The sequence below is a fragment of the Acetobacter fallax genome (genome assembly GCF_011516735.1).
Classification (GTDB): domain Bacteria; phylum Pseudomonadota; class Alphaproteobacteria; order Acetobacterales; family Acetobacteraceae; genus Acetobacter; species Acetobacter fallax.
In genome coordinates this window covers 14,115-33,051 of the sequence record NZ_WOSX01000009.1, presented here as the reverse complement: position 1 = coordinate 33,051, position 18,937 = coordinate 14,115, and the positions used below count along the sequence as shown (strand labels likewise).

Here is an 18,937-nt window from a genome sequence, read left to right as displayed (position 1 = left end):
GGACTATTTATGGAGAACGTTTGACGTAGCGTCGTCGGGCACTCTGAACTTATAGACCGTCACCGGCCATTGAACGGCAGAGTGTCCGTTATGGAACCGCGCCGCCTGGTCAAGCTGCGAGGCAGGTACGTAAAGCGTCTTGCCTGAAAGTGAGAGACCGCCCGGCCAGCGCAGACGCGGATCGGTGATCAGATGGTGCGGGATACGGCCTTCTGTGTAACTATCGATGCTTCCGGTCGTGACATCTGACCAGTAAAGCGTCCCGTCCGGACCAACGGTAAGGCCGCCAAGTGAATGGGTTTTATACCATCGCGTGGCACTCTCCTGCAGAGCCGTTCTGGTTGAGTTGGGGTCTCTGAAAAGCGATGTCGCGATGTGGAAGAGCGGGCCACAATATGGCTGAACATAAAGCCAGTTTCCATCGGGGCTCACTGCAATAAGGCTGGCATCGATGGCAAGAGGCCGACCGTCCCTCGCTTTGACCACACCCGCAGCCGCATCGATCGGGCGTCCGGCGGTCAAAGCTTTTTCACGGTCAAGCAGACGGCGCGTCTCACCCGTCCGGAGATCAACGGCGAGCAATCCTGCTACGCCCGAGTCCGGTACGTAGGCTATCTGTCCATGCACGGCGATGCCGCCAACGATGCTGCCAGGATGAAGGCTGGAAGGCGGAATGGAAACAATTTTAGTTACCCGCGCGGTTGCAGTATCAATGCGGATCAGCCGGGCTGGCGCTACAGGCGGTTTTTCCCGATCGGGCACGCCACTGTCGACTATCCAGAGGCCACCATCCTTTGCCAAAGTTATCCCTGTGACCGCAACAAAACGATGCGTAATATCGCCGTCTGCAGCATTCCAGTCCGCATCAGGATAGGGGGCCGCCGGTGATGACTCTCCCGGTGTGCCAATGCTGAGTTGCGGTGAGGAGTTTCCCAGCCATGGAGGAGCTTCAAGCACCAGGCGACCGTCCGGCAAGGCAATGACAGCGTCGATAATCTGTGACGTCGAGGTGAGAGCCGGCAGGAGATCTGCTGCTGATGCTTCAGGCTTGTGCGGCATGTGAACAGCAAGACCCGGCAGCACAGCCGCGAGTGCCATCGCTAAAAAAAACAGAGCAAGGAAGAAGTGGCGTTTCATGGGCTTATGTCACCTGGACAGAGGCCTGTTGACAACTCCCGGCTGATGCGGAGCTGCCTCATGTTAGCGCGGATTATGTAGCGGGAGATGATTCAGCCAGAGCCAGTCCCTCTGCGACAGATACAAATTCACCACCAAGTTCGACCCTTTCGGAGCCAAAGCGACTGGTGAACAGTTCCCGAACGGCGGGGACAAATGAAGTGCCTCCTGTAAGGAAGACCCGGTCAATCTGTTCCGGCGCCAGCCCCGAACGCTGCATGGCGAGATCGACCCCGTTCCCGAGCCGGGTGATATCCGGTGTAATCCACTGTTCAAACGCCTCACGGGTCACCTCCTGTTCGATGACCAGACCGCGCTGAGAGAAACGCAGTGTAGCCCGATCTGAGGAAGAAAGCGCGCGTTTGGTCTCAGAAACAGCGGTATAGAGTGTCTGCCCGTTTTGTTCCTGGATAAGCTCAATGAGATTTTCAAGTTTGTCGGGTTCAGAGGCGGTTCGGGCGACCTCTGCGATTTCGTTCAGAATTCGTGGTGTCCGCATAAGTGACAGACGATGCCATCGGGCAAGTGAGGTATACCACTCTGCCGGCACAGGCAGTGGCGTCCCACCCATAATACGGAACGTACTGTCGCGACCAAGCTGTGGTGAGATAACATGATCAATGATGCGGAAATCAAACTGATCACCGGCCAGTCCCACACCGGCATAACCGAGAGCCTGTGTTGCATCCCTTTCATCGGGATCAAAACGCATGACCGAAAAATCGCTCGTTCCACCGCCAAAATCACCGACAAGTACTGTGGCTGGCTGATTGAGCCGCTGCGCGAATCTCCATCCGGCCGCTTCCGGTTCCAGCATGACTGAAACTTCAGTGAAGCCTGCCGCTGCGAAACTCGCGCGAAGACGTCTTTCCCCAAGTGCATCGTCCGCATTGTCACCAACGAACTGTACCGGACGTCCGACCGCGACTATGCACTCTTCAGGCTTCAGCCTGGCAAGGGTCATGAGTTCTCGAAGAAAAGTGGCGACGAGAGTTTCGAGGGGTAAGCGCTGGCCAAAAACCTGCGTTTCACGGAAGCTGGCCTGTGCGAGGTAAGATTTCATCGACATGATCAGACGCGTTTCAGTCGGATCGTCGAGATAGGCTTCGATGGCCTCTGCGCCCACCGCTCGCCTTATGGTGCGCCGGTTGCCTTCGTTATCGAGCCAGATGCCGAGTAATGTCCGGCATGTATCGGTCTCGCTGCCATCGGGCATCCGGAAGCTGATGGTCTGCGTGGTGGCATCAGGTTGCCTGATGACGATAACGCTGTTTGTGGTTCCGAAATCGATCCCGATCCGCGTCTTGCTGGCATATTTCGTCGTGGTCATGGCCGGGCGAATAAAGTGTCTGTTGCCGGCTGTCCACGATGCAGTGAGATGTGTTGCTTCAGGACTGTCGCCGGGAGCGGTCTGGCTGAAAGTAGGAAGACACGAATAGCGGTAAGGTCTGAGGTTTCCCCAACACTGAACCGCGGCCTTCCTGGCATCCAATGTCCTGCAGAAACGCAAGTGTCTCCTGGGTGTCGATACCATCTGCCCGGGTTGTCAGACCGAAATCACCCCCGAGTTTCACAATGGTGCGCGCCAGAACATGTCCCGCTTCGGCATGCATGGGGTCGCGGAGTAAAAGAAGGCGATCAAGTTTGAGGCCCGTCAGCAGGCCGCCGAGAACACGGTCCCGCAAAAGGGTCAGACTGGTTACGCCGGTCCCGAGACCGGAAAGCACGAGGCCCACGCCAACATCACGAAGCGCGGCAAGAGAGTAGTACAAAGTGTCACTGTCAGCAGTGAGGCTCGATTCGCTAAATTCAAGATCGAGTCGCTCGGCACTGACACCCGATTCCGAGAGTGCGGCCGTGAGCTGGAGAATCAGATCTTCAGGAATAGCGTCCATGTGCTCGATGGGTAATGCAAGCCGGCAATGTGCTGGCAATGTCGCTGCAACCGGGCACCCCTGTGCGAGCATGGTGGTCCATGCTGGCTCACGATGTTTCCGGCGCATCGTCGTCCGGCCTGCACTCAGAACCGGTTCGCTTTGCATATCCGCGCCAGCCAGCGTTAACGTAGAGAGCTTGAATCGGGGCGCGAGGGTCGGGACAGTAGTGTTGCGGTCTTCAGCACGTAACAGACCACTACGGATCACTCTGCGTTTCAGTGGGTCTGCTGACACCGGTTCGGTTGTCACAGGTAAAAAATCTCCGTGCTGCGAGTCAGCTACGAAGAATGCTCTGCGCCGGTAACCGTCTGGTAAATATCGCAGGATTTCTGATTAATATGCGCCGTATAAAATAAAAATGGCCGCTTCCGATATTATGAAAGCGGCCATTTTCATTAGTCTGCATGGCACGACATAATGCCCTGCAATGCAGTGATCAGACGAGCTTCTGCTTCAGAGCTGCGGTCAGGTCTTTTGTGGTGGCTTTACCGCCCATATCACCAGTGCGGACTTCACCGCTGGTGATTACGGATTTAATGGCGCTGTCGATGCGATCAGCAAGATCCTGGCGACCAACATGACGGAGCATCATCACAGCGGCAAGCAGCAGGGCCAGCGGGTTGGCGATACCTTTGCCGGCAATGTCAGGCGCGGAGCCATGCACGGCTTCAAAGACAGCCGCCTTGTCGCTGATGTTCGCACCAGGTGCGAGGCCGAGCCCGCCGACGAGTCCGGCGGCCTGATCCGAGAGAATGTCACCAAACAGGTTGGTGGTGACAAGCACGTCGAACTGCCACGGATTGGTCACAAGCTGCATGGAACAGGCGTCGACGATACGTTCGTCGCAGGCCACCCGGCCCTTATATTCCTCAGCGACCTTGCGGCCTTCCTCAAGGAACATGCCGCACATCTGTTTGATGATGTTCGCCTTATGGACGAGCGTCACCTTCTTGCGGTCATTCTTCACCGCATAATCGAACGCAAAGCGTACGATGCGATTGCACTCCTTGCGTGATACGTAACCACCACTGAGCGCGATGCCTTTCGGATCGCCATCAGACGGGATCGTGTGCTCCATCGCCGCGTAATAGCCCTCAAGGTTTTCGCGAACGATCACAAGGTTAATGTCTTCGTAACGACCACCCGGAATAATCGTCTTGGTCGGACGAAGATTTGCGTAAAGACCAAACTCCTGGCGCAGTGTGACGTTGATGGATTTAAATCCACCACCGACTGGTGTCGTCAGAGGACCTTTCAGTGCCAGACCCGTCTTGCGGATGCTGTCAATCGTGTCCTTCGGCAGAGGATCGTTCACGGCGTCGACGGCTGCCATGCCGGCGATGTGGCGTTCCCAGGCAAATGGTGCGTTTACGGCATCCAGGATTTCAACCACTGATTCCGTGATTTCCGGCCCGATCCCGTCGCCCGGAATAAGCGTGGTGGGGATGGTTTTGCTGTCTGTCATCATACACTCCCTAAGCATCCGCCGCCTGTTCTGCCTCGCATTGGCTCAGAACGCGACGCGCAATCGCGTGTTTTCACTTCCTGTTGATGGGAGAGCAGGCATGCGCCAGCCATGAGCGTATCTCATCTGACAGATGCGGTCCGACGGTCTCCAGAACGTGAGCATGGTAGGAGTCGAGGGCATCTGTGTCTTCCGGGCCGAGAATGTCCGGGTCAATCAGTTGCTTGTCGAATGGCGCCAATGTCAGCGTTTCGAACGACAGAAAGGACTTTCCATCCGGACCTGGCTCAGGTTCGCTGACCATCAGAAGCGTTTCAAGCCGGATACCAAATGAGCCGGGCCGGTAATAACCAGGCTCATTAGAAAGGATCATCCCTGGAGCGAGCGGTACAGAGCTGAAAGCTTTTGAAATACGTTGTGGTCCTTCATGCACGGAGAGGTAGCTGCCAACGCCGTGTCCCGTGCCATGATCGAAATCGAGCCGCGCCTGCCACAGGGAAAATCGGGCCAGCGTATCAAGCGCATGTCCGGCTACCCCGTCGGGGAATATAACACGCCCGAGCAGAAGATTACCTTTGAGAACGCGGGTGAATGCAGCTTTCAGTTCTGCTGATGGTGTGCCGGGGCCAGTCCAGATCGTGCGCGTGATATCAGTCGTGCCATCGGCGTACTGACCACCACTGTCGACGAGGTAAACCATATCAGGTCCGATGGCCCGGTTGAGTTCCGGGGTCACGCGATAATGCATGATCGCGCCATTTGATCCGACGGCGGAGATCGTCTCAAATGATTCATCACGGAATTCCGGCGCTTCGGCACGAAAGGCCGTCAGTCGCGCGGCGGTGTCCATTTCTGTAGACCCGACCGCATGGGACACAAGCCAGTGCAGAAATTTGCAGACTGCCACTGCATCGCGGAGATGTGCCTTTCGCGCACCTTCCTGCTCGACGAGATTTTTCCTCGCACGAGGCAGAGCGCAGGGATCGTTCGCATCCACAACGGTAGCACCTGCCGCCTCAAGTGTCTGCGCGAACCAGACCGGTGTCGCGATCGGATCGGCCGCAACAGTTTTGCCGGAAAGGGCCGCGAGCGCAGCCGGTAATTGCGCCGGCGTCCTGATGGTTATGTCATTGCCAAGCCAGACGCGAACGTCGTCCGTGATTTTCTCCGGAGCGATAAATAAATCGACCTGTGCGTCACGATAAAGCAGGGCCGAACTCAGGACGACCGGCGTGCAAGGCACGTCCGTTCCGCGGATATTCAGCAGCCAGGCGACCGATGTCGTATCGCTGATCACCACGGCATCCCAACCTGCGCTGACCATGTCACCAGCCAGAGCTCCGCGTTTCGCAGCGCTGCTTTCACCTGCAAATTCCAATGGATGCACCCTGGCAGAAGCAGACGGAGCCGCCGGACGATCAGTCCATATCGCATCAATCAGATTGTATGGCGTCGGAATGAGTTCAATATCAGGCGATGCAAGTCCGTCCCTCACGGCACGGCTGATAACGCGGGGATCATAACCGATTTTTGCTCTCTTAGGGGCATGGATTGCGAGCCAGTCACGCGGCGATGCTTCAGTGATATGCTGGCAGTCCCATAATGCATCATCAACCTGATCATGCATCTGGGTGATGTAGCGCCCGTCTGAGAAGACGGCAGCGCGGGTATCGAGAATGATGGCGATGCCAGCGCTGCCCGTGAAGCCGGAGATCCATGCAAGACGTTCCGCACAAGCGGGAACATACTCACCAAGATATTCGTCACTTCTCGGCACGACTACGCCATCAAGCCCTTCGCTTCTGAGCAGAACACGCAGCGAGGCCAGGCGACTGGCTGCTCTGACGGCGACATCGGACATGGACGGGCGTCTCCTGATACGTGGCGCGAGGCCGCGCCGGAAGCCAGCACACTATCGTCAGGTCGCAGAAAGATCGACGGCGGATGAGAAAAGATCGATCGGATTACATCGGGCGGCCACCAGAGTTGCTGAGTGCCCCGGAAGGTGGCGCGTTCAGCATGTAAGTCGATATCAGTTTGATGTCTGGCTGGTCCCGGTAGGTTTTCCGGTGAAGAAATTACCGATGCCCTGGCCGGTCTTTTCGCTCCAGTTGCCGACCTTCTTTTCCGTCTTGCCGCCCCATTTTCCAACGTTGCTGGTTTTCTCCCTGCTCCACTTGCTTACAGTCTTCTCTTTGTGGCTGCTCCAGCTACCGACCTGATCTTTTTTCTCCTTTCCCCAACTGCCGACCTTTTTTCCTGTCCTGCTGCCCCATGAACCGATATTCTTTCCGGTATGCTCACCCCAGCTGGCAGTCTCATGAGCGGCGTTCTGCGTTCCGTTTGCGATGGTCTGCCCGATGCCCGGGCTTCCGGTGCAGCCCGATCCGGTGCAACTGGTGTCCGCCATCGCAGGTAAGCTCGCTGCGATCAGGCCAGTCGTGAAAGCAGCAATAAGAAAACGCTTCGTCATTCGTCGAATCCATTCAGTGTTGTTTTATCGGCGTCCGGGGCCATGCCAGCGCGGATCGCGCCATCCCCGGGTGCGTTCGTCGTGCCAGATGCCGTCTCGCTGCCATCCCCGCCAATAACCCTGAGGGTCATACCAGCCCCTATGGCCACCGTAATAACCTGTGTACCAGCCCTGGTTCCATCCTGACGGGCGATAGTTGTAATGCGCATAGCAGCCACTCAGAGTAAGTATCAGCAGCAGCGAACTGGCTGGCAGGATAAGGCGCTTCATGACAACTCCTGTGCCCGGTTTCATATGATCTGGTCCAGTCATATGCGGATCTGCGGCATCTTATGGAGGCCTCGGTTCCTGTTGCATGACGGGTCAAACGGATATTGTTTCAGGTCAGAATATAACAGGCAGTTTCCTCCAGGTTCGGACGATTTGATGCCACAACCGGTGCCTGTATTTCGGAATGGCAGTATCATATAACGATTGCAGGTAATTGCGACTTCCTTCCTGAGTCGAATGACATAGTCATGTCCCGCGTTGGTATGAACCCGAGACGCAATATTGCGAATGCGTCGTTAACCGGAGAAAGAACGCGTTTATTATGTGGAAGCATGCGTCACATCTGCCTCGTGAAGCTGGTCATACTCATCCGGATTTTCATCCCATTCGTTTTACGCGACGAGAACTCGATGATCGTCCCCTGGCCGGCGCGCCTCATCCAAATCATCTGCTGCACTGGAAGCTTTACGGGTGCGAGGCTGTTGCGACCGCAATCATGATGATCATCGGCGTGGTTTCAGTCATTCTTCTGTCCGGTGACGGTTCACCGTTTGCACGCCTTCTCGATGGACATCCATATCTGCAGACAGCACTCTGTGGGTTGTTCTTTGGCTCTGCCGGGACCTGGGCGGCAATGACACGTTTTGGAAAAGTCAGCGGTGCTCACCTCAGCCCATCGGTTTCTCTGGCTTTCGCGCTGGCCGGTCGTCTGTCATGGATCGATGCTCTCGGGTATGTCTGTGCCCAGACACTGGGTGCGTTAGCCGGAACCGGGCTTGTGTCGCTCAGTGGCGCATTGTTCCGCCCATGGGAGCACATTGCCGCCTCTGCGCATTATGCCGCGACAATTCCCACAGCGGCCCTTGGTCCGCTCTGGGTCGTGGTTACGGAAATCGTTGTCACGGCAGGACTGATTTTTGCGCTGTACTGGGCAGCAGCTCATCCACGCCTCCAGCTTTTTACTCCCTGGATCGGCGGCTGGTATTTTTTCATTATGAACCCGGTTTTCGCCTGGATCTCCGGTGACAGCACAAATTTTGCACGATCACTCGGCCCGGCGATATTTGATGGTAATCTGACGGGGATCTGGATTTACCTCATTGGTCCGCTGATCGGTTCGGCCTGTGCCGTTGGTATCATCAGGTCCGGTCTCGTCGGTTATGTTCATCTGGCAGAAGCGCGCATCGTCAATTTTGGTCACCACGGTCGCGTGCCGCATCTGAACGCGCCGGATGTCAGAAGTGCTGAGCCTGTAACAGCCGAAGACCCAGGCACAGTTAAAACTGAAACAGATAAAGTCTCACTTTCACCGGGTGATCGCTGACCGATACAACTATGATTACGCGCGCTCTGTCGGTTTGCGGCTGGAGTCAGTGAAATGTTTCAGGCGGTGGATCTTTGACCGGTACAGGCTGCTCCGGATCATGCTGTGGCGGCGGCGCATCCGGATCATTCGGCTGCGACGGCGGGGTGGTCGGATGGGGTGGAATTTCAGGGCTGGAAGGGACACCATCGGCTTTGTGTCGCATCTGAACCTCCGGGAGTGGAATACAGATTTAACGAATGGCGGGAGAACTGGTTTCCGGGGATAATTGACATCCGGTATCACTCGAAGTGATCGGATTGCGTCAGTCGAAAACATTATGTGCTGCATGGTGTCCGCGGCGGGATTCGAACCCACGGCCCCAGGATTCATACCACTTCGACTTTCGCCGCCGCAGGCCGTTCCGGCACTGCGTTCGTGGTCTGGACTGTCCCTTCGCCATAGGCCCGTCAGGGCCAACAGGCGCTGCCCGTCCAGTCTCTACACCTTTCCGGCTAAACCGGACTTGGCTCGGGATCGGCATGACCTGAGAAGGTCAAGCGTTCCCCGAATTTGAGCAGATTCACCATATGGTTTCCCGACATGGTGCCCAATTCAATAGGAATCCTGTGCTCTATCCTGCTGAGCTACGCGGACAGCACGAGCCTTCTCTACCTGAGCTGTGACGGAGCGACAAGCACGAAAAAAGCATCGTGACTGATGTGGGGAATTGCTCTGACTGTGTCGTTCTGGCTTCAGTGAGGAGAACTTTGCTCCGGGTTGAAGGGGCCGTCGTACGCAGCACGCCTTCGTGTGACGGTCTCTTCCGGGTTCAGGCAGAGCTCAATCTTCATGCTCGTTGGTTTCAGACAACCAGATCCAGGTAATATCCACGTCGCCGGAAGGCAGGTGTGAGTCCGTCCGAAGTTGGAATCATCGTTCGGCTGCTGCTCGCAGGGAATGAGCGCGTGCCTGCGGTGGATTGCACTGCCAGAGCAGAAGAGGACGCGCGGGTTTTGCGCGCTGCTTGCGAAGTAGACTGCGTTCTGCCCGGTAATGAAAAAATACTTAAAAGATCAGACGAGATCACACAAAAACGCCTTGTAGTCAGGTAACCGGCATCGATATTGCCCGATGCCGATTAACGGAAATTTAAAGCGGAGCGACGTCGTGCGCTGTTTCTTCCAGCATGACAATGCCGGGCAACAGCTTACCTTCCAGCCACTCAAGGAAAGCGCCGCCAGCCGTCGATACATAAGACATGTCATGAAGCACATGCGCGTGCCGCAGCGCCGACACTGTATCGCCGCCGCCTGCCACAGTCTTCAGTTTTCCGTCCTTTGTCAGCCGGGCGGCTTCCTGTGCCACGGCATTTGTGCCGGTGTCGAAAGGCGGCAACTCGAACACACCCAGTGGTCCGTTCCAGACGAGCGTTTTGAGTGTGCCGAGTTTTTCGGTCAGCAGCGCCACGGTTTTCGGTCCGATATCAAGCGCCATCCAGCCAGCAGGAATTTCACTGACTGATACAAGTTCAGTCGGTGCTCCGGCCATGAAATCGGAGGCAACCACCACATCCAGTGGGAGCACCAGATCACACCCACGTTGCTTCGCCTGTTCTATGATGGATCTGGCCGTGTCGAGCATGTCGTCTTCCTTGAGCGACTTGCCTACGGAGTATCCTTGCGCCGCGAGGAAAGTGTTCGCCATAGCACCGCCGACGGCGAGCATATCCACTTTCCCGATCATGTTGTTCAGCAGGTCGAGCTTTGTTGAAACTTTTGCTCCGCCAACAATCGCGCCGACCGGCCGTTCCGGATTTTCCAGTGCGGCTTCCAGTGCGCTCAGTTCGATCTGCATGAGCCGACCAGCAAAGGACGGCAGATGATGCGCCACGCCTTCTGTCGATGCATGTGCCCGATGAGCAGCCGAAAACGCGTCATTGACATAGACGTCCGCGAGCGAGGCGAGAGATTTCGCCATCTCAGGATCGTTTTTCTCTTCACCGGGATAAAAACGGGTGTTTTCAAGAACAATTACATCACCGTCCTGCATGGCCGTGGCGGCGTTCTGCGCCAGGGAGCCAACACAGTCGGGAACAAACGTCACTTTTTTACCAAGGACGCGAGCGAGTGCTTCTGAGATCGGCGCGAGCGACAGTTCAGGCACCGGCTTGCCTTTTGGCCGGTCGAAATGGCTGACGACAATCACGCGTCCACCTTTCTCAGCAAGCTCTTTAATGGTTGGCGCGAGCCGCTCGATACGGGTCAGATCAGAAATTGCGCCATCGCGCACAGGCACATTCAGGTCGGCGCGCAGGAGAATTTTTTTGCCGCGGGGATCGAGTGTATCCAGCGTCCTGAAGGACTGGGTTGTCATCGACTTAATCCTTTCTGTCGCTGCGCGGATTTGCCGCATCCGTTCAGAAGTATGCGGCTGCCACGAGCGAGAAATCAGCAGAGAGTCCGCAAGCATGTCGCCAGTGAGATGCTTGCGGAGGTCAGTCTCAGAGCGTTCCGAAGACAGCAGCGGTGTCTGACATGCGGTTGGAAAAGCCCCATTCATTGTCATACCAGGCACAGATGCGGACGAGCTGGCCCCCATCGACCAGTGAAGTCTGCGTCGCATCGAATGTCGATGATGCAAGGGCATGATTGAAGTCGGAACTGACGAGGGGGGCCGTGTTGTATGCCAGAATGCCCTTCAATGGCCCGGCCTCAGACGCCTTCCGGATGGCCTCATTCACGGCTTCAACAGAATCGGGCACATTTTTCGGCACAAAATCGAGCGAGACGAGGGACACATTGGCCGTAGGGACGCGAATTGCAGTGCCATCCAGCTTGCCTTTCAGATGCGGGAGAACCAGCCCGACCGCGCGTGCAGCCCCTGTGGAGGTCGGAATCATGTTCAGCCCCGCAGCGCGCGCACGGCGCAGATCTTTGTGGAGAGTATCCACGGTGCGCTGGTCGCCTGTGTAGGAGTGAATTGTCACCATGTAGCCGCGCACGATCCCAAACGTATCGTCGAGTACTTTTGCGACCGGTGCGAGACAGTTGGTTGTGCAGGATGCGTTGGAGATAACGGTCATGTCGGAGGTCAGGGTGTCCTGATTCACGCCATAGACGATGGTGGCGTCGACACTGTCGCCCGGCGCCGAGATGATAACTTTACGCGCGCCTGCCGTGAGCAGCGGAGAGGCCTTCTCCTTCGTGGTAAACAGGCCGGTACATTCCATGGCGACGTCAATACCGCCAAGCGGTACTTTTGAAGGATCCCGTTCCGCTGTGACGGTAATCGGATCCCACGTCCGGCCATGTGCACTGATAATCAGCTTATTGCCATCGACTTTCACTTCGGCCGGGAAGCGACCGTGAACACTGTCATAGCTCAGAAGGTGGGCATTTGCTTCGACGCTGCCGAGGTCGTTGATGACAACCGGAACTACATCTGTTCGGCCGCTTTCAATGATGCCACGCAGGACGAGGCGGCCAATGCGGCCGAATCCGTTAATCGCGATTTTGACTGCCATCTGATTGTGTCTCCGTCTTATTTTTCAGGCGCCGAAATGGCTCCATGCGTTTGACTTGAGCAACAGGGGCGTAACCTGCCTCTGTCGCATTTCAGTGATGCAGCCCGCCATGCGGGTCCGCCGCCGTTCGTGTCGTTCCGAGCAGATCATGCACATGGTCACGAATGGCCTCCGGCGTAATGCCGAAATTCTGGTATAGCGCGCCGAAACAGGACGCCAGATCGAATTCATCTGTGCCGATAAAGACTCCTCCGCCACCGAGCCAGCGCTCCCAGCCGAAACCGGAAGCTGCCTCGATAGCAACGCGCGGAGCTTCGCCAAGAACAAAGGCACGATAGGCGTGATCCTGCCGGGTGAACAGTTCCCAGCATGGCAGAGAAACCAGAGCGACCAGCAATCCCTCCTTATCAAGAAGCGCCTTTGCCCGGCGGGCAACGGCGATTTCAGGACCCGAGGCTATCAGCGTGACATCGCGTTTTCCATGATCCTGGACAGGGAATTCAATGATATATCCACCGCGGGACGGGCCGCTCAGCGCACCCGGCCCGTCGATTGTGTCAGTTTCTCTCTGATCCAGGGCATCCGCCGGGCAGGGAGGTGCGGATGTGCGTCCGAACACAATCACACTTGGACCCGTGCGCCAGGCCAGCGCACTGCTCCACGCGGCGGCTGCTTCGCGGGCGTTGGCGGGGCGAAATAGCGCCAGATTTGGCATTGCCCGCAGACTGGCCAGTTGTTCAACCTGTTGCCACATGCCAGCCCCGAGATCAGGATCACTTTCGATCAGAGCACAGATCAGTCGTTGTTTCGCCAGGGCAGCGAAACGCAGGGCAGGTCTCATGCGGTCCACTGAATGCAGCGGGGCCATGCCACAGGGGATGACACCCCCATGCAATGCCAGACCGTTCATCATGCCGACCATGGCAGGCTCTCGCGGGCCGCAAACATAGGATTTCCCTAACGCCAGCGGACCTGCTTTGCTGACGCCGGGACCGGTCTTTCGGCGTGACGGCGGATGACGGAGGTTGCTGGTTCTCAACGTGGTAAATTCTGGCAGCAGACCCGAAAGAACAGTATGCCCGTACAGACCCGCTCTGATGATGGTCTGAGCAGAATTTACCGACTGATTTTCTGTCCATTGCTGGCCTGTCCAGCCACGATTGAAGTCGTCATCCAGTCCGGATGTCAAACGTCCTGAGATGATGCGCTCGAACTCGGCCCGCTGGGCATGATGGTTCAGGCGGCGCAGCCACGCGCGTCTGGCTGCGCGACCCCTGCTTTTTGTCGGATCCCACAGAGCCGCAGGTGAGACGGACACAGATGTCGAAGGTGTTTCGGAACCGGCTTCACAGAGTATGAGGGATGGTTTTCGTCCGCGCTGCGATGAGGTTATGGCTGCGCTGATTGCAGCAGTATCGCTGGCGTCTGCCCGGCGGGTTGACCACCCTGATGCCTCAAAACTTCCGAGCATCTGGCCGATATCCTCCTCCGCGGCGTTGCCATCCATGGTCTGCGGGTCTGATGCAGCGACAATGATAGTGAGGCGATCGAGGCCAAACCGACCTGCGAGAATAGCGGCTTCAAGCGCCACGCCTGTGTAAAGGTCTCCGGAAAGAGCAATCAGCCATGTCCGGTGATTGACGAGGGAATGACCAAATCGCCGGGCCAGTATTTTTTCGCCCAGAGCCATGCCGGTTGCAGATGCGACTGCCTGACCGGCAAGTCCGCCTGCCAGACCATACAGTTCTCCGGTTGTTTCGGTGGATGCCGATTCATCCTCACTCCGTCCTGCAAGCCGCAGGAAAGCTTGCCGAAGAGGCAAAAGGCGTGGGGAAGAAACAACAAAACGATCCCGATCCGGCCAGAGACCATATGCAGGATCAAACCGCAGAGCTTTTTCGCAGAGAACCGCAACAGCAGGCCAGAGTGCTGCTGGAATAGCGTCGACCACGGTGGCTGACGGCGCGAGTTGAGAGGCAAGAGTCCGGGCCGCTGCTGCAAACTGCAGCGCCGAATCCAAAGTCGGAGCTGACCGGGGTTCGACCTGAGACACCATCACCCCATATCCGATGGAAATTTTTTTCTGTCCGGTATCAAGGCATTCTGCCTGTTTTTTTGTTGCTTATGGCTATAAGCGCCAGCTTTTTCGGCGACAAGACCGGGGGGAGCACATGATCTCTGAAAGTATGAGCATCGCAACAGATGTGAGTGGCTTGCCGGGCCGCGAACTTCCTGCAACCGTTTGTGTCATGTCACGTCCCGATCTGAGCGAACCACCGGCATCGCACGCCATCCCGCGCACGAAAACTGTTGCGCGAGCTTTTTCATGTCGCAGAGTTTTTCTCCGGTCCGGCCTGACCGGAGTGGCCGTGGCGCTTGCCGGATGCGATCTGCTGGACCAGCGCACCTTTAATTCGCGGGCCAGCCGCCCTCCGAAAGTCTATATTCCACCGCCTCCGCCAGGACCGCCCCCCATTCCGCCGCTAATCGAAGTGCTGGCCGGTACACCGCCGGTTCAATGGACAAAGCCGCTTCAGACGGTCGTCAGGCAGGCGTTGCTCCGAAAGCCGAATATTCTTTTTCAGGTGAGGGCACTCGCTCCACCGGGCCCGGATGCGGATGCAGACCGTCAGAATTTGTCCCGGCTGGTCGGCATCGATGGACAAGCCGTGGCAAGTGCGATCATAGCCGCGGGTGCAGCACCGGAGCAGGTGGAGATGACGGCTATGCCGGATTCCACAGTAGCAGGGCCGCGAATCCGGGTGTATGTGAGATGAAACTGACGGTTCGTTACACCGCCTGCGTGTGACGGTCGTCACTGTGCTCGTGCCTGTCGATGAATTCCGAAAACGGATTCCAGCCGGAACAATGGGGGTCCGGTCGTCAATCAGAGTTTCACCCATCCGTGGTGACTTTCTTTGACAGGCAGGACAGGTGAGTATTGCTGATGAATGTCCTGTGCCGGTTCGGCCTTCCTCAGGAAGGAAGTGCCGCGTGCCGGGCCGGAATATGGGTCGCATCGAACGGGAGCGGCCAGAACAGGAGTAAGGCAGGGTGATGATTCGTAACGCGAGACACCCTTTTTACGATTTTTGTGACGAAGCTCTCGCGGATATCCGGAAACAGGGGCGTTACCGGACGTTTACGTCGCTTGCCAGGCAGGCTTCGCGATATCCGGTTTATGAGGAAGAGTTGCCTGCCGTCCCTGAGGGACGGGAGGTCGTTGTCTGGTCGTCCAATGATTATCTTGGCATGGGAGTGGCCCCCGAAGTCTGCGAAGCGGCCATTGCTGCTGTTCGTGAACATGGGGCGGGTGCGGGCGGAACACGCAATATCGCGGGTACAAGTCCTTTGCACAAGGCGCTGGAAACGGAACTGGCCTCCCTGCACGGTAAGGAAGCCGGACTGCTGTTCGTTTCCGGTTATGTCTCGAATCAGGCGAGCTTACAGACGATTCTGACATCAATGCCCGGCTGGATCTGTTTTTCCGATCGCCAGAACCACGCCTCTATGATCGCCGGCATCAAAGGCGCGCGCGGGTCGACAACGATTATCTATGAACACAATAATCTTGCCGACCTGGAAGCGAAACTGGCTGCGGCCCCGGCAGATGCTCCGAAGCTGATTGCGTTCGAGAGTGTATACTCAATGGACGGCGATATTTCTGACATTGCCGGCACCTGCGCTCTGGCCCGTAAATATGGCGCGATGACTTATATTGATGAGGTTCACGCCGTTGGCCTCTACGGGCAGGAAGGCGGTGGCGTCACTCAGCGGGATGGTGTTGCTGATCAGGTCGATATTATCGAAGGCACGCTTGCTAAAGGGTTTGGCGTGCATGGTGGTTACATCACGGCATCAGCCAGAATTGTTGATTATTTGCGATCCTCGGCTTCAGGCTTCATTTTTACAACGTCTCTGCCTCCCTCAGTGGTCGCTGCGGCGCTGGCCAGTGTGAAGCTGGTTCGCGCACAGAACTGGCGCCGGGAAAAGATGTTCGAGCGTGTCGACACATTCCGGGCGAAGATGCGGGCGGCCGGAGTGCCGTTCACCATGACGCCGAGCCATATCGTGCCTGTGCCGGTTGGTGATGCGGAACGCTGCAAGACCATCAGTCGTCGTCTGCTGAATGATTATGGGCTGTATGCAACACCGATCAACTATCCGACTGTTGCACGAGGAACAGAGAGACTCCGCCTGACACCAGGTCCGTTTCATACGGATGCGATGATGGATGAGATGGTGGAAGCACTTCGGGTGCTTCTGGCGGACGTCCGGATATCTTCATCCGCTGATGCCGCTGTTGATAAAGCCGCCTGAATAGCGGGGCCTTATTATCCAGGGATGGGCTGTACAGAGTTTGCGCTGGAAATTCCGGCGCATTATTGTGATTGTCAGGCGTGGCGGGAATTCATGTGGCGCCAGATGTACTAAGGCTTACGTCTGGTAAGTTCGGAATTATGCTACAACTGACCGCATTTTTTATGCCAGTCTCTGGTCTGGATGATGTTTCGGGCCTGTTGGCAGAATTTGATCTGCAAAACGAAAAAAGCGGGATGTAACGAATTTATCGCACATCCCGCTCCTGACTGACGATAATCAGTTGCCGGTCGGGGCGTTCGCAGGAACTGTTGTCGTCGGTGTTGCCGGTGCAGCAGGGGCAACGAGCCCTGTCCCGGCTGCCGGAACGGACACAGTCGGAGCCGTTACGGTCGGAGCTTTCATTGTGGGCATACCGACAGTCGGAACACCCGGCATGGATGGCATCATGCCAGTCGAACCGGTTCCAACCGAAGGAACCTTATCCTGCTGGGCAGCCGCAAGGCTCTTTGCATTCAGATCATCAGTCGCAGCGTCTCCGTCTTTTATCGGGCCCGCCTTGGACTTGTGAGCGTGATGGGAGGCAGCTGAGGCCGGAGCTGCTGCGGAGAAGACCAGAGTCGGCGTGCCAACCAGAATGGTTGCGCCAAGCAGGGCCTTTGAAACAAATGACCGCATGAAAGGATTCCTTTCGTTATCTGGCTCTGCGCACAGAGCCGGTATCGAGGCAGAAAAAGATGCTGCCTGAAACGCTTATAACGTAACGCGCCATCAGAAAGACCCGAGGTCATCAAAATTTTTCCAGCGCGGGAACTTTTTGTGGACTTTTCTGTTTGCTGATTTTCTGTTTGTTTCTGTGTTCTTCAGAAGATTTCACGCAAGAGAATGACAGGAAATGGATTTCATCATAAATTTATCGTGTCTCTTATATCTGAATTCTGAATAAAATACTGCTGATGATGAGCAGGACAAAGGGGCTTCTACTGACCAGTCACCCCAAACAGGAAACGAAGCAGCAGAGACAGCAACGCGCCAACTCCGAAGCCCACAAGAGTACCATTGACCCTGACATATTGCAGGTCCCGGCCAACTCTCAGCTCGAGTTTGTCGGCAACAGCGACAGCATCCCAGTTGCCGACAACAGTTGCAATAAAGCCGGACAGATGTTCGCGCAGATAGGGAAGCGATCTGTGAATCGCCTTACGGGCACTCTCTTCGATTCGTGCGCGCATGGCGGGGTCGTGCCTGGCCTGAGCTGCCAGTCTTGCAAGAGCCTCGCGGATGAGCGTGGCGATCCAGCCGTCATCCTTGCGAATATCCTCTTCGATCATGCGCTTCAGCCGGGACCAGATGTCTGATCCCCAGGTCAGCATGGAATCGTGAGCGAATACGGCTTTCAGGGTATGCGAAAGATCTTCGGCCCGTTTCGGATCCTGCTCAATGCGATCAATTTCAGATCGCACCCATTCAGTAAATCCTTCCCGTAATGTCGAATCTTCCGGATTAATACGGTCAAGCTCTTCGCTCGCCGCCACCAGCACCTTGTTGGCGATCGATCCGCCAATGGCCCAGCCCAGAATCCGTCCGCCCTGTTCGCGAACACGTTCCTCGATCATCGTACGGAGCGCCGGCTCTTTAGCTTTTAACCCGGATTTGAGCTGGCGAAGCAGAAAAGATAACACTTCCTGATGCTGGTTGCCGTCCACCAAAGCCCGTAATCCACGGGCGATAACCGGTGTCAGATGGCTCCCTCCGAGCAGGAGCGGCAGACTGCGCCCGACAGCAGCTCCCGCGCGACCATCCTCCATTCGTTCCAGCATCTGCGGCACAGCATTGACCAGGCCCGTAGTGAGCGTGTTCGCAGTAGCCGGATCAGCAAGGATGTCAGCAACGACAGCCGGGATGTCGACCCTGGTCAGGACCTGGTCAATTTCTTCTTCAGTGAAAACCTGTGTCGAAACGAAGCGGCCAAGAGCCCGGCCGAGTCGCTCCTTCTGGGCCGGAATAATTGCCGTGTGGGGAATCGGCAGCCCGAGCGGGTGACGAAACAGTGCCGTGACCGCAAACCAGTCCGCCAGTCCGCCGACTACGCCGGCCCGGGCACCAGCCCGTAATGTCTCGACCCAGAGCCCTGGTTCAACCAGCCCGTAAAGCGGCGCAAGATAACCGGCTGTTGTCAGGCCACCCATAAACGCCAGGAGACCTGTCGCGGCGCTTTTCTGCCGGGCCAGTGCACGGCGGGCTTCGTCGTCGGAATAAGGCTGCATACTCATCAATTGCTGGATAGCACTGCCTTGACCACCTTCCCAAACGGATGGCGTCATGACGGAGTAAGTCCATTGTCTTGCCTGACCCGGCGGATTGCCTGGCCACATCAATTCAGATCGAGAAGAAACCTATGGCCGAAACGCAGTCATTCGCCGGTTCAGCCGGATCACACCTCTCCGCAGAACCCACTGCCGGAGCT

General features: G+C 56.8%; 16 protein-coding genes. 3 read left to right on the top strand and 13 right to left on the bottom strand.

Translation table 11 applies throughout. From position 1 onward, the window contains the following. Positions 1–3: 3 nt before the first annotated feature. The 7 genes from GOB85_RS06800 to GOB85_RS06770 all read right to left on the bottom strand — a co-directional run bounded on the left by GOB85_RS06800 (position 4) and on the right by GOB85_RS06770 (position 7,260). Complete coding sequence (locus GOB85_RS06800) at positions 4–1,137, bottom strand: L-dopachrome tautomerase-related protein (RefSeq protein WP_173576805.1); 1,134 nt, start codon at positions 1,135–1,137, stop codon at positions 4–6. Positions 1,138–1,210: 73 nt separating this feature from the next. Continuing rightward, positions 1,211–2,506, bottom strand: coding sequence for an Hsp70 family protein (locus GOB85_RS06795; RefSeq protein ID WP_173576804.1), 1,296 nt, complete (start codon positions 2,504–2,506; stop codon positions 1,211–1,213). 58 nt (positions 2,507–2,564) lie between these two features. Then, positions 2,565–3,362: an EAL domain-containing protein gene (locus GOB85_RS06790; protein ID WP_173576803.1), complete on the bottom strand. Its 798-nt coding sequence runs from the start codon at positions 3,360–3,362 to the stop codon at positions 2,565–2,567. 187 nt (positions 3,363–3,549) lie between these two features. After that, positions 3,550–4,581 carry an isocitrate/isopropylmalate dehydrogenase family protein gene (locus tag GOB85_RS06785; protein ID WP_173576802.1) on the bottom strand — a complete coding sequence of 344 codons (1,032 nt, stop codon included), beginning with the start codon at positions 4,579–4,581 and terminating at the stop codon, positions 3,550–3,552. A gap of 70 nt (positions 4,582–4,651) precedes the next feature. After that, on the bottom strand, positions 4,652–6,439 hold the full coding sequence (locus tag GOB85_RS06780) for an aminopeptidase P family protein (RefSeq protein WP_173576801.1): 1,788 nt from the start codon (positions 6,437–6,439) through the stop codon (positions 4,652–4,654). Positions 6,440–6,610: 171 nt separating this feature from the next. After that, entirely contained in the window at positions 6,611–7,051 is a 441-nt protein-coding gene (locus GOB85_RS06775) for a hypothetical protein (protein ID WP_173576800.1), read from the bottom strand. Further along, on the bottom strand, positions 7,048–7,260 hold the full coding sequence (locus GOB85_RS06770) for a hypothetical protein (protein WP_173576799.1): 213 nt from the start codon (positions 7,258–7,260) through the stop codon (positions 7,048–7,050). The genes GOB85_RS06775 and GOB85_RS06770 overlap by 4 nt, the downstream gene beginning before the upstream one ends. Positions 7,261–7,643: 383 nt before the next feature. Here GOB85_RS06770 and GOB85_RS06765 point away from each other — a divergent pair, with 383 nt between their 5' ends. Then, on the top strand, positions 7,644–8,645 hold the full coding sequence (locus GOB85_RS06765; RefSeq protein WP_173576798.1) for an MIP/aquaporin family protein: 1,002 nt from the start codon (positions 7,644–7,646) through the stop codon (positions 8,643–8,645). Between the two features lie 46 nt (positions 8,646–8,691). Here the strand turns inward: GOB85_RS06765 and GOB85_RS06760 are convergent, their stop codons facing one another. From GOB85_RS06760 to GOB85_RS06745, 4 genes are all read right to left on the bottom strand, one after another. Further along, positions 8,692–8,850 carry a hypothetical protein gene (locus GOB85_RS06760; RefSeq protein WP_173578986.1) on the bottom strand — a complete coding sequence of 53 codons (159 nt, stop codon included), beginning with the start codon at positions 8,848–8,850 and terminating at the stop codon, positions 8,692–8,694. A gap of 926 nt (positions 8,851–9,776) precedes the next feature. Beyond that, positions 9,777–11,000: a phosphoglycerate kinase gene (locus GOB85_RS06755; RefSeq protein ID WP_173576797.1), complete on the bottom strand. Its 1,224-nt coding sequence runs from the start codon at positions 10,998–11,000 to the stop codon at positions 9,777–9,779. A 127-nt stretch (positions 11,001–11,127) separates the two neighbouring features. Next, complete coding sequence (gene gap, locus GOB85_RS06750) at positions 11,128–12,150, bottom strand: type I glyceraldehyde-3-phosphate dehydrogenase (protein ID WP_173576796.1); 1,023 nt, start codon at positions 12,148–12,150, stop codon at positions 11,128–11,130. Between the two features lie 91 nt (positions 12,151–12,241). Beyond that, positions 12,242–14,170 (bottom strand): transketolase-like TK C-terminal-containing protein, encoded by a 1,929-nt coding sequence (locus GOB85_RS06745; RefSeq protein ID WP_173576795.1) that lies wholly within the window; start codon positions 14,168–14,170, stop codon positions 12,242–12,244. Positions 14,171–14,336: 166 nt separating this feature from the next. On the opposite strand from GOB85_RS06745, the gene GOB85_RS06740 reads away from it, so the two are divergent. Further along, a complete protein-coding gene (locus tag GOB85_RS06740) occupies positions 14,337–14,927 on the top strand; it encodes a hypothetical protein (protein ID WP_242011332.1) in 591 nt (196 codons plus the stop codon). A 280-nt stretch (positions 14,928–15,207) separates the two neighbouring features. Further along, on the top strand, positions 15,208–16,470 hold the full coding sequence (hemA, locus tag GOB85_RS06735; protein WP_173576794.1) for a 5-aminolevulinate synthase: 1,263 nt from the start codon (positions 15,208–15,210) through the stop codon (positions 16,468–16,470). 279 nt (positions 16,471–16,749) lie between these two features. On the opposite strand, the gene GOB85_RS06730 is transcribed toward hemA, so the two are convergent. Together GOB85_RS06730 and GOB85_RS06725 are read right to left on the bottom strand one after the other, a co-directional pair. After that, positions 16,750–17,148 (bottom strand): hypothetical protein, encoded by a 399-nt coding sequence (locus tag GOB85_RS06730; protein WP_173576793.1) that lies wholly within the window; start codon positions 17,146–17,148, stop codon positions 16,750–16,752. Positions 17,149–17,450: 302 nt separating this feature from the next. Next, positions 17,451–18,794 carry a DUF445 domain-containing protein gene (locus GOB85_RS06725; protein WP_242011331.1) on the bottom strand — a complete coding sequence of 448 codons (1,344 nt, stop codon included), beginning with the start codon at positions 18,792–18,794 and terminating at the stop codon, positions 17,451–17,453. Between the last annotated feature and the right edge of the window lie 143 nt (positions 18,795–18,937).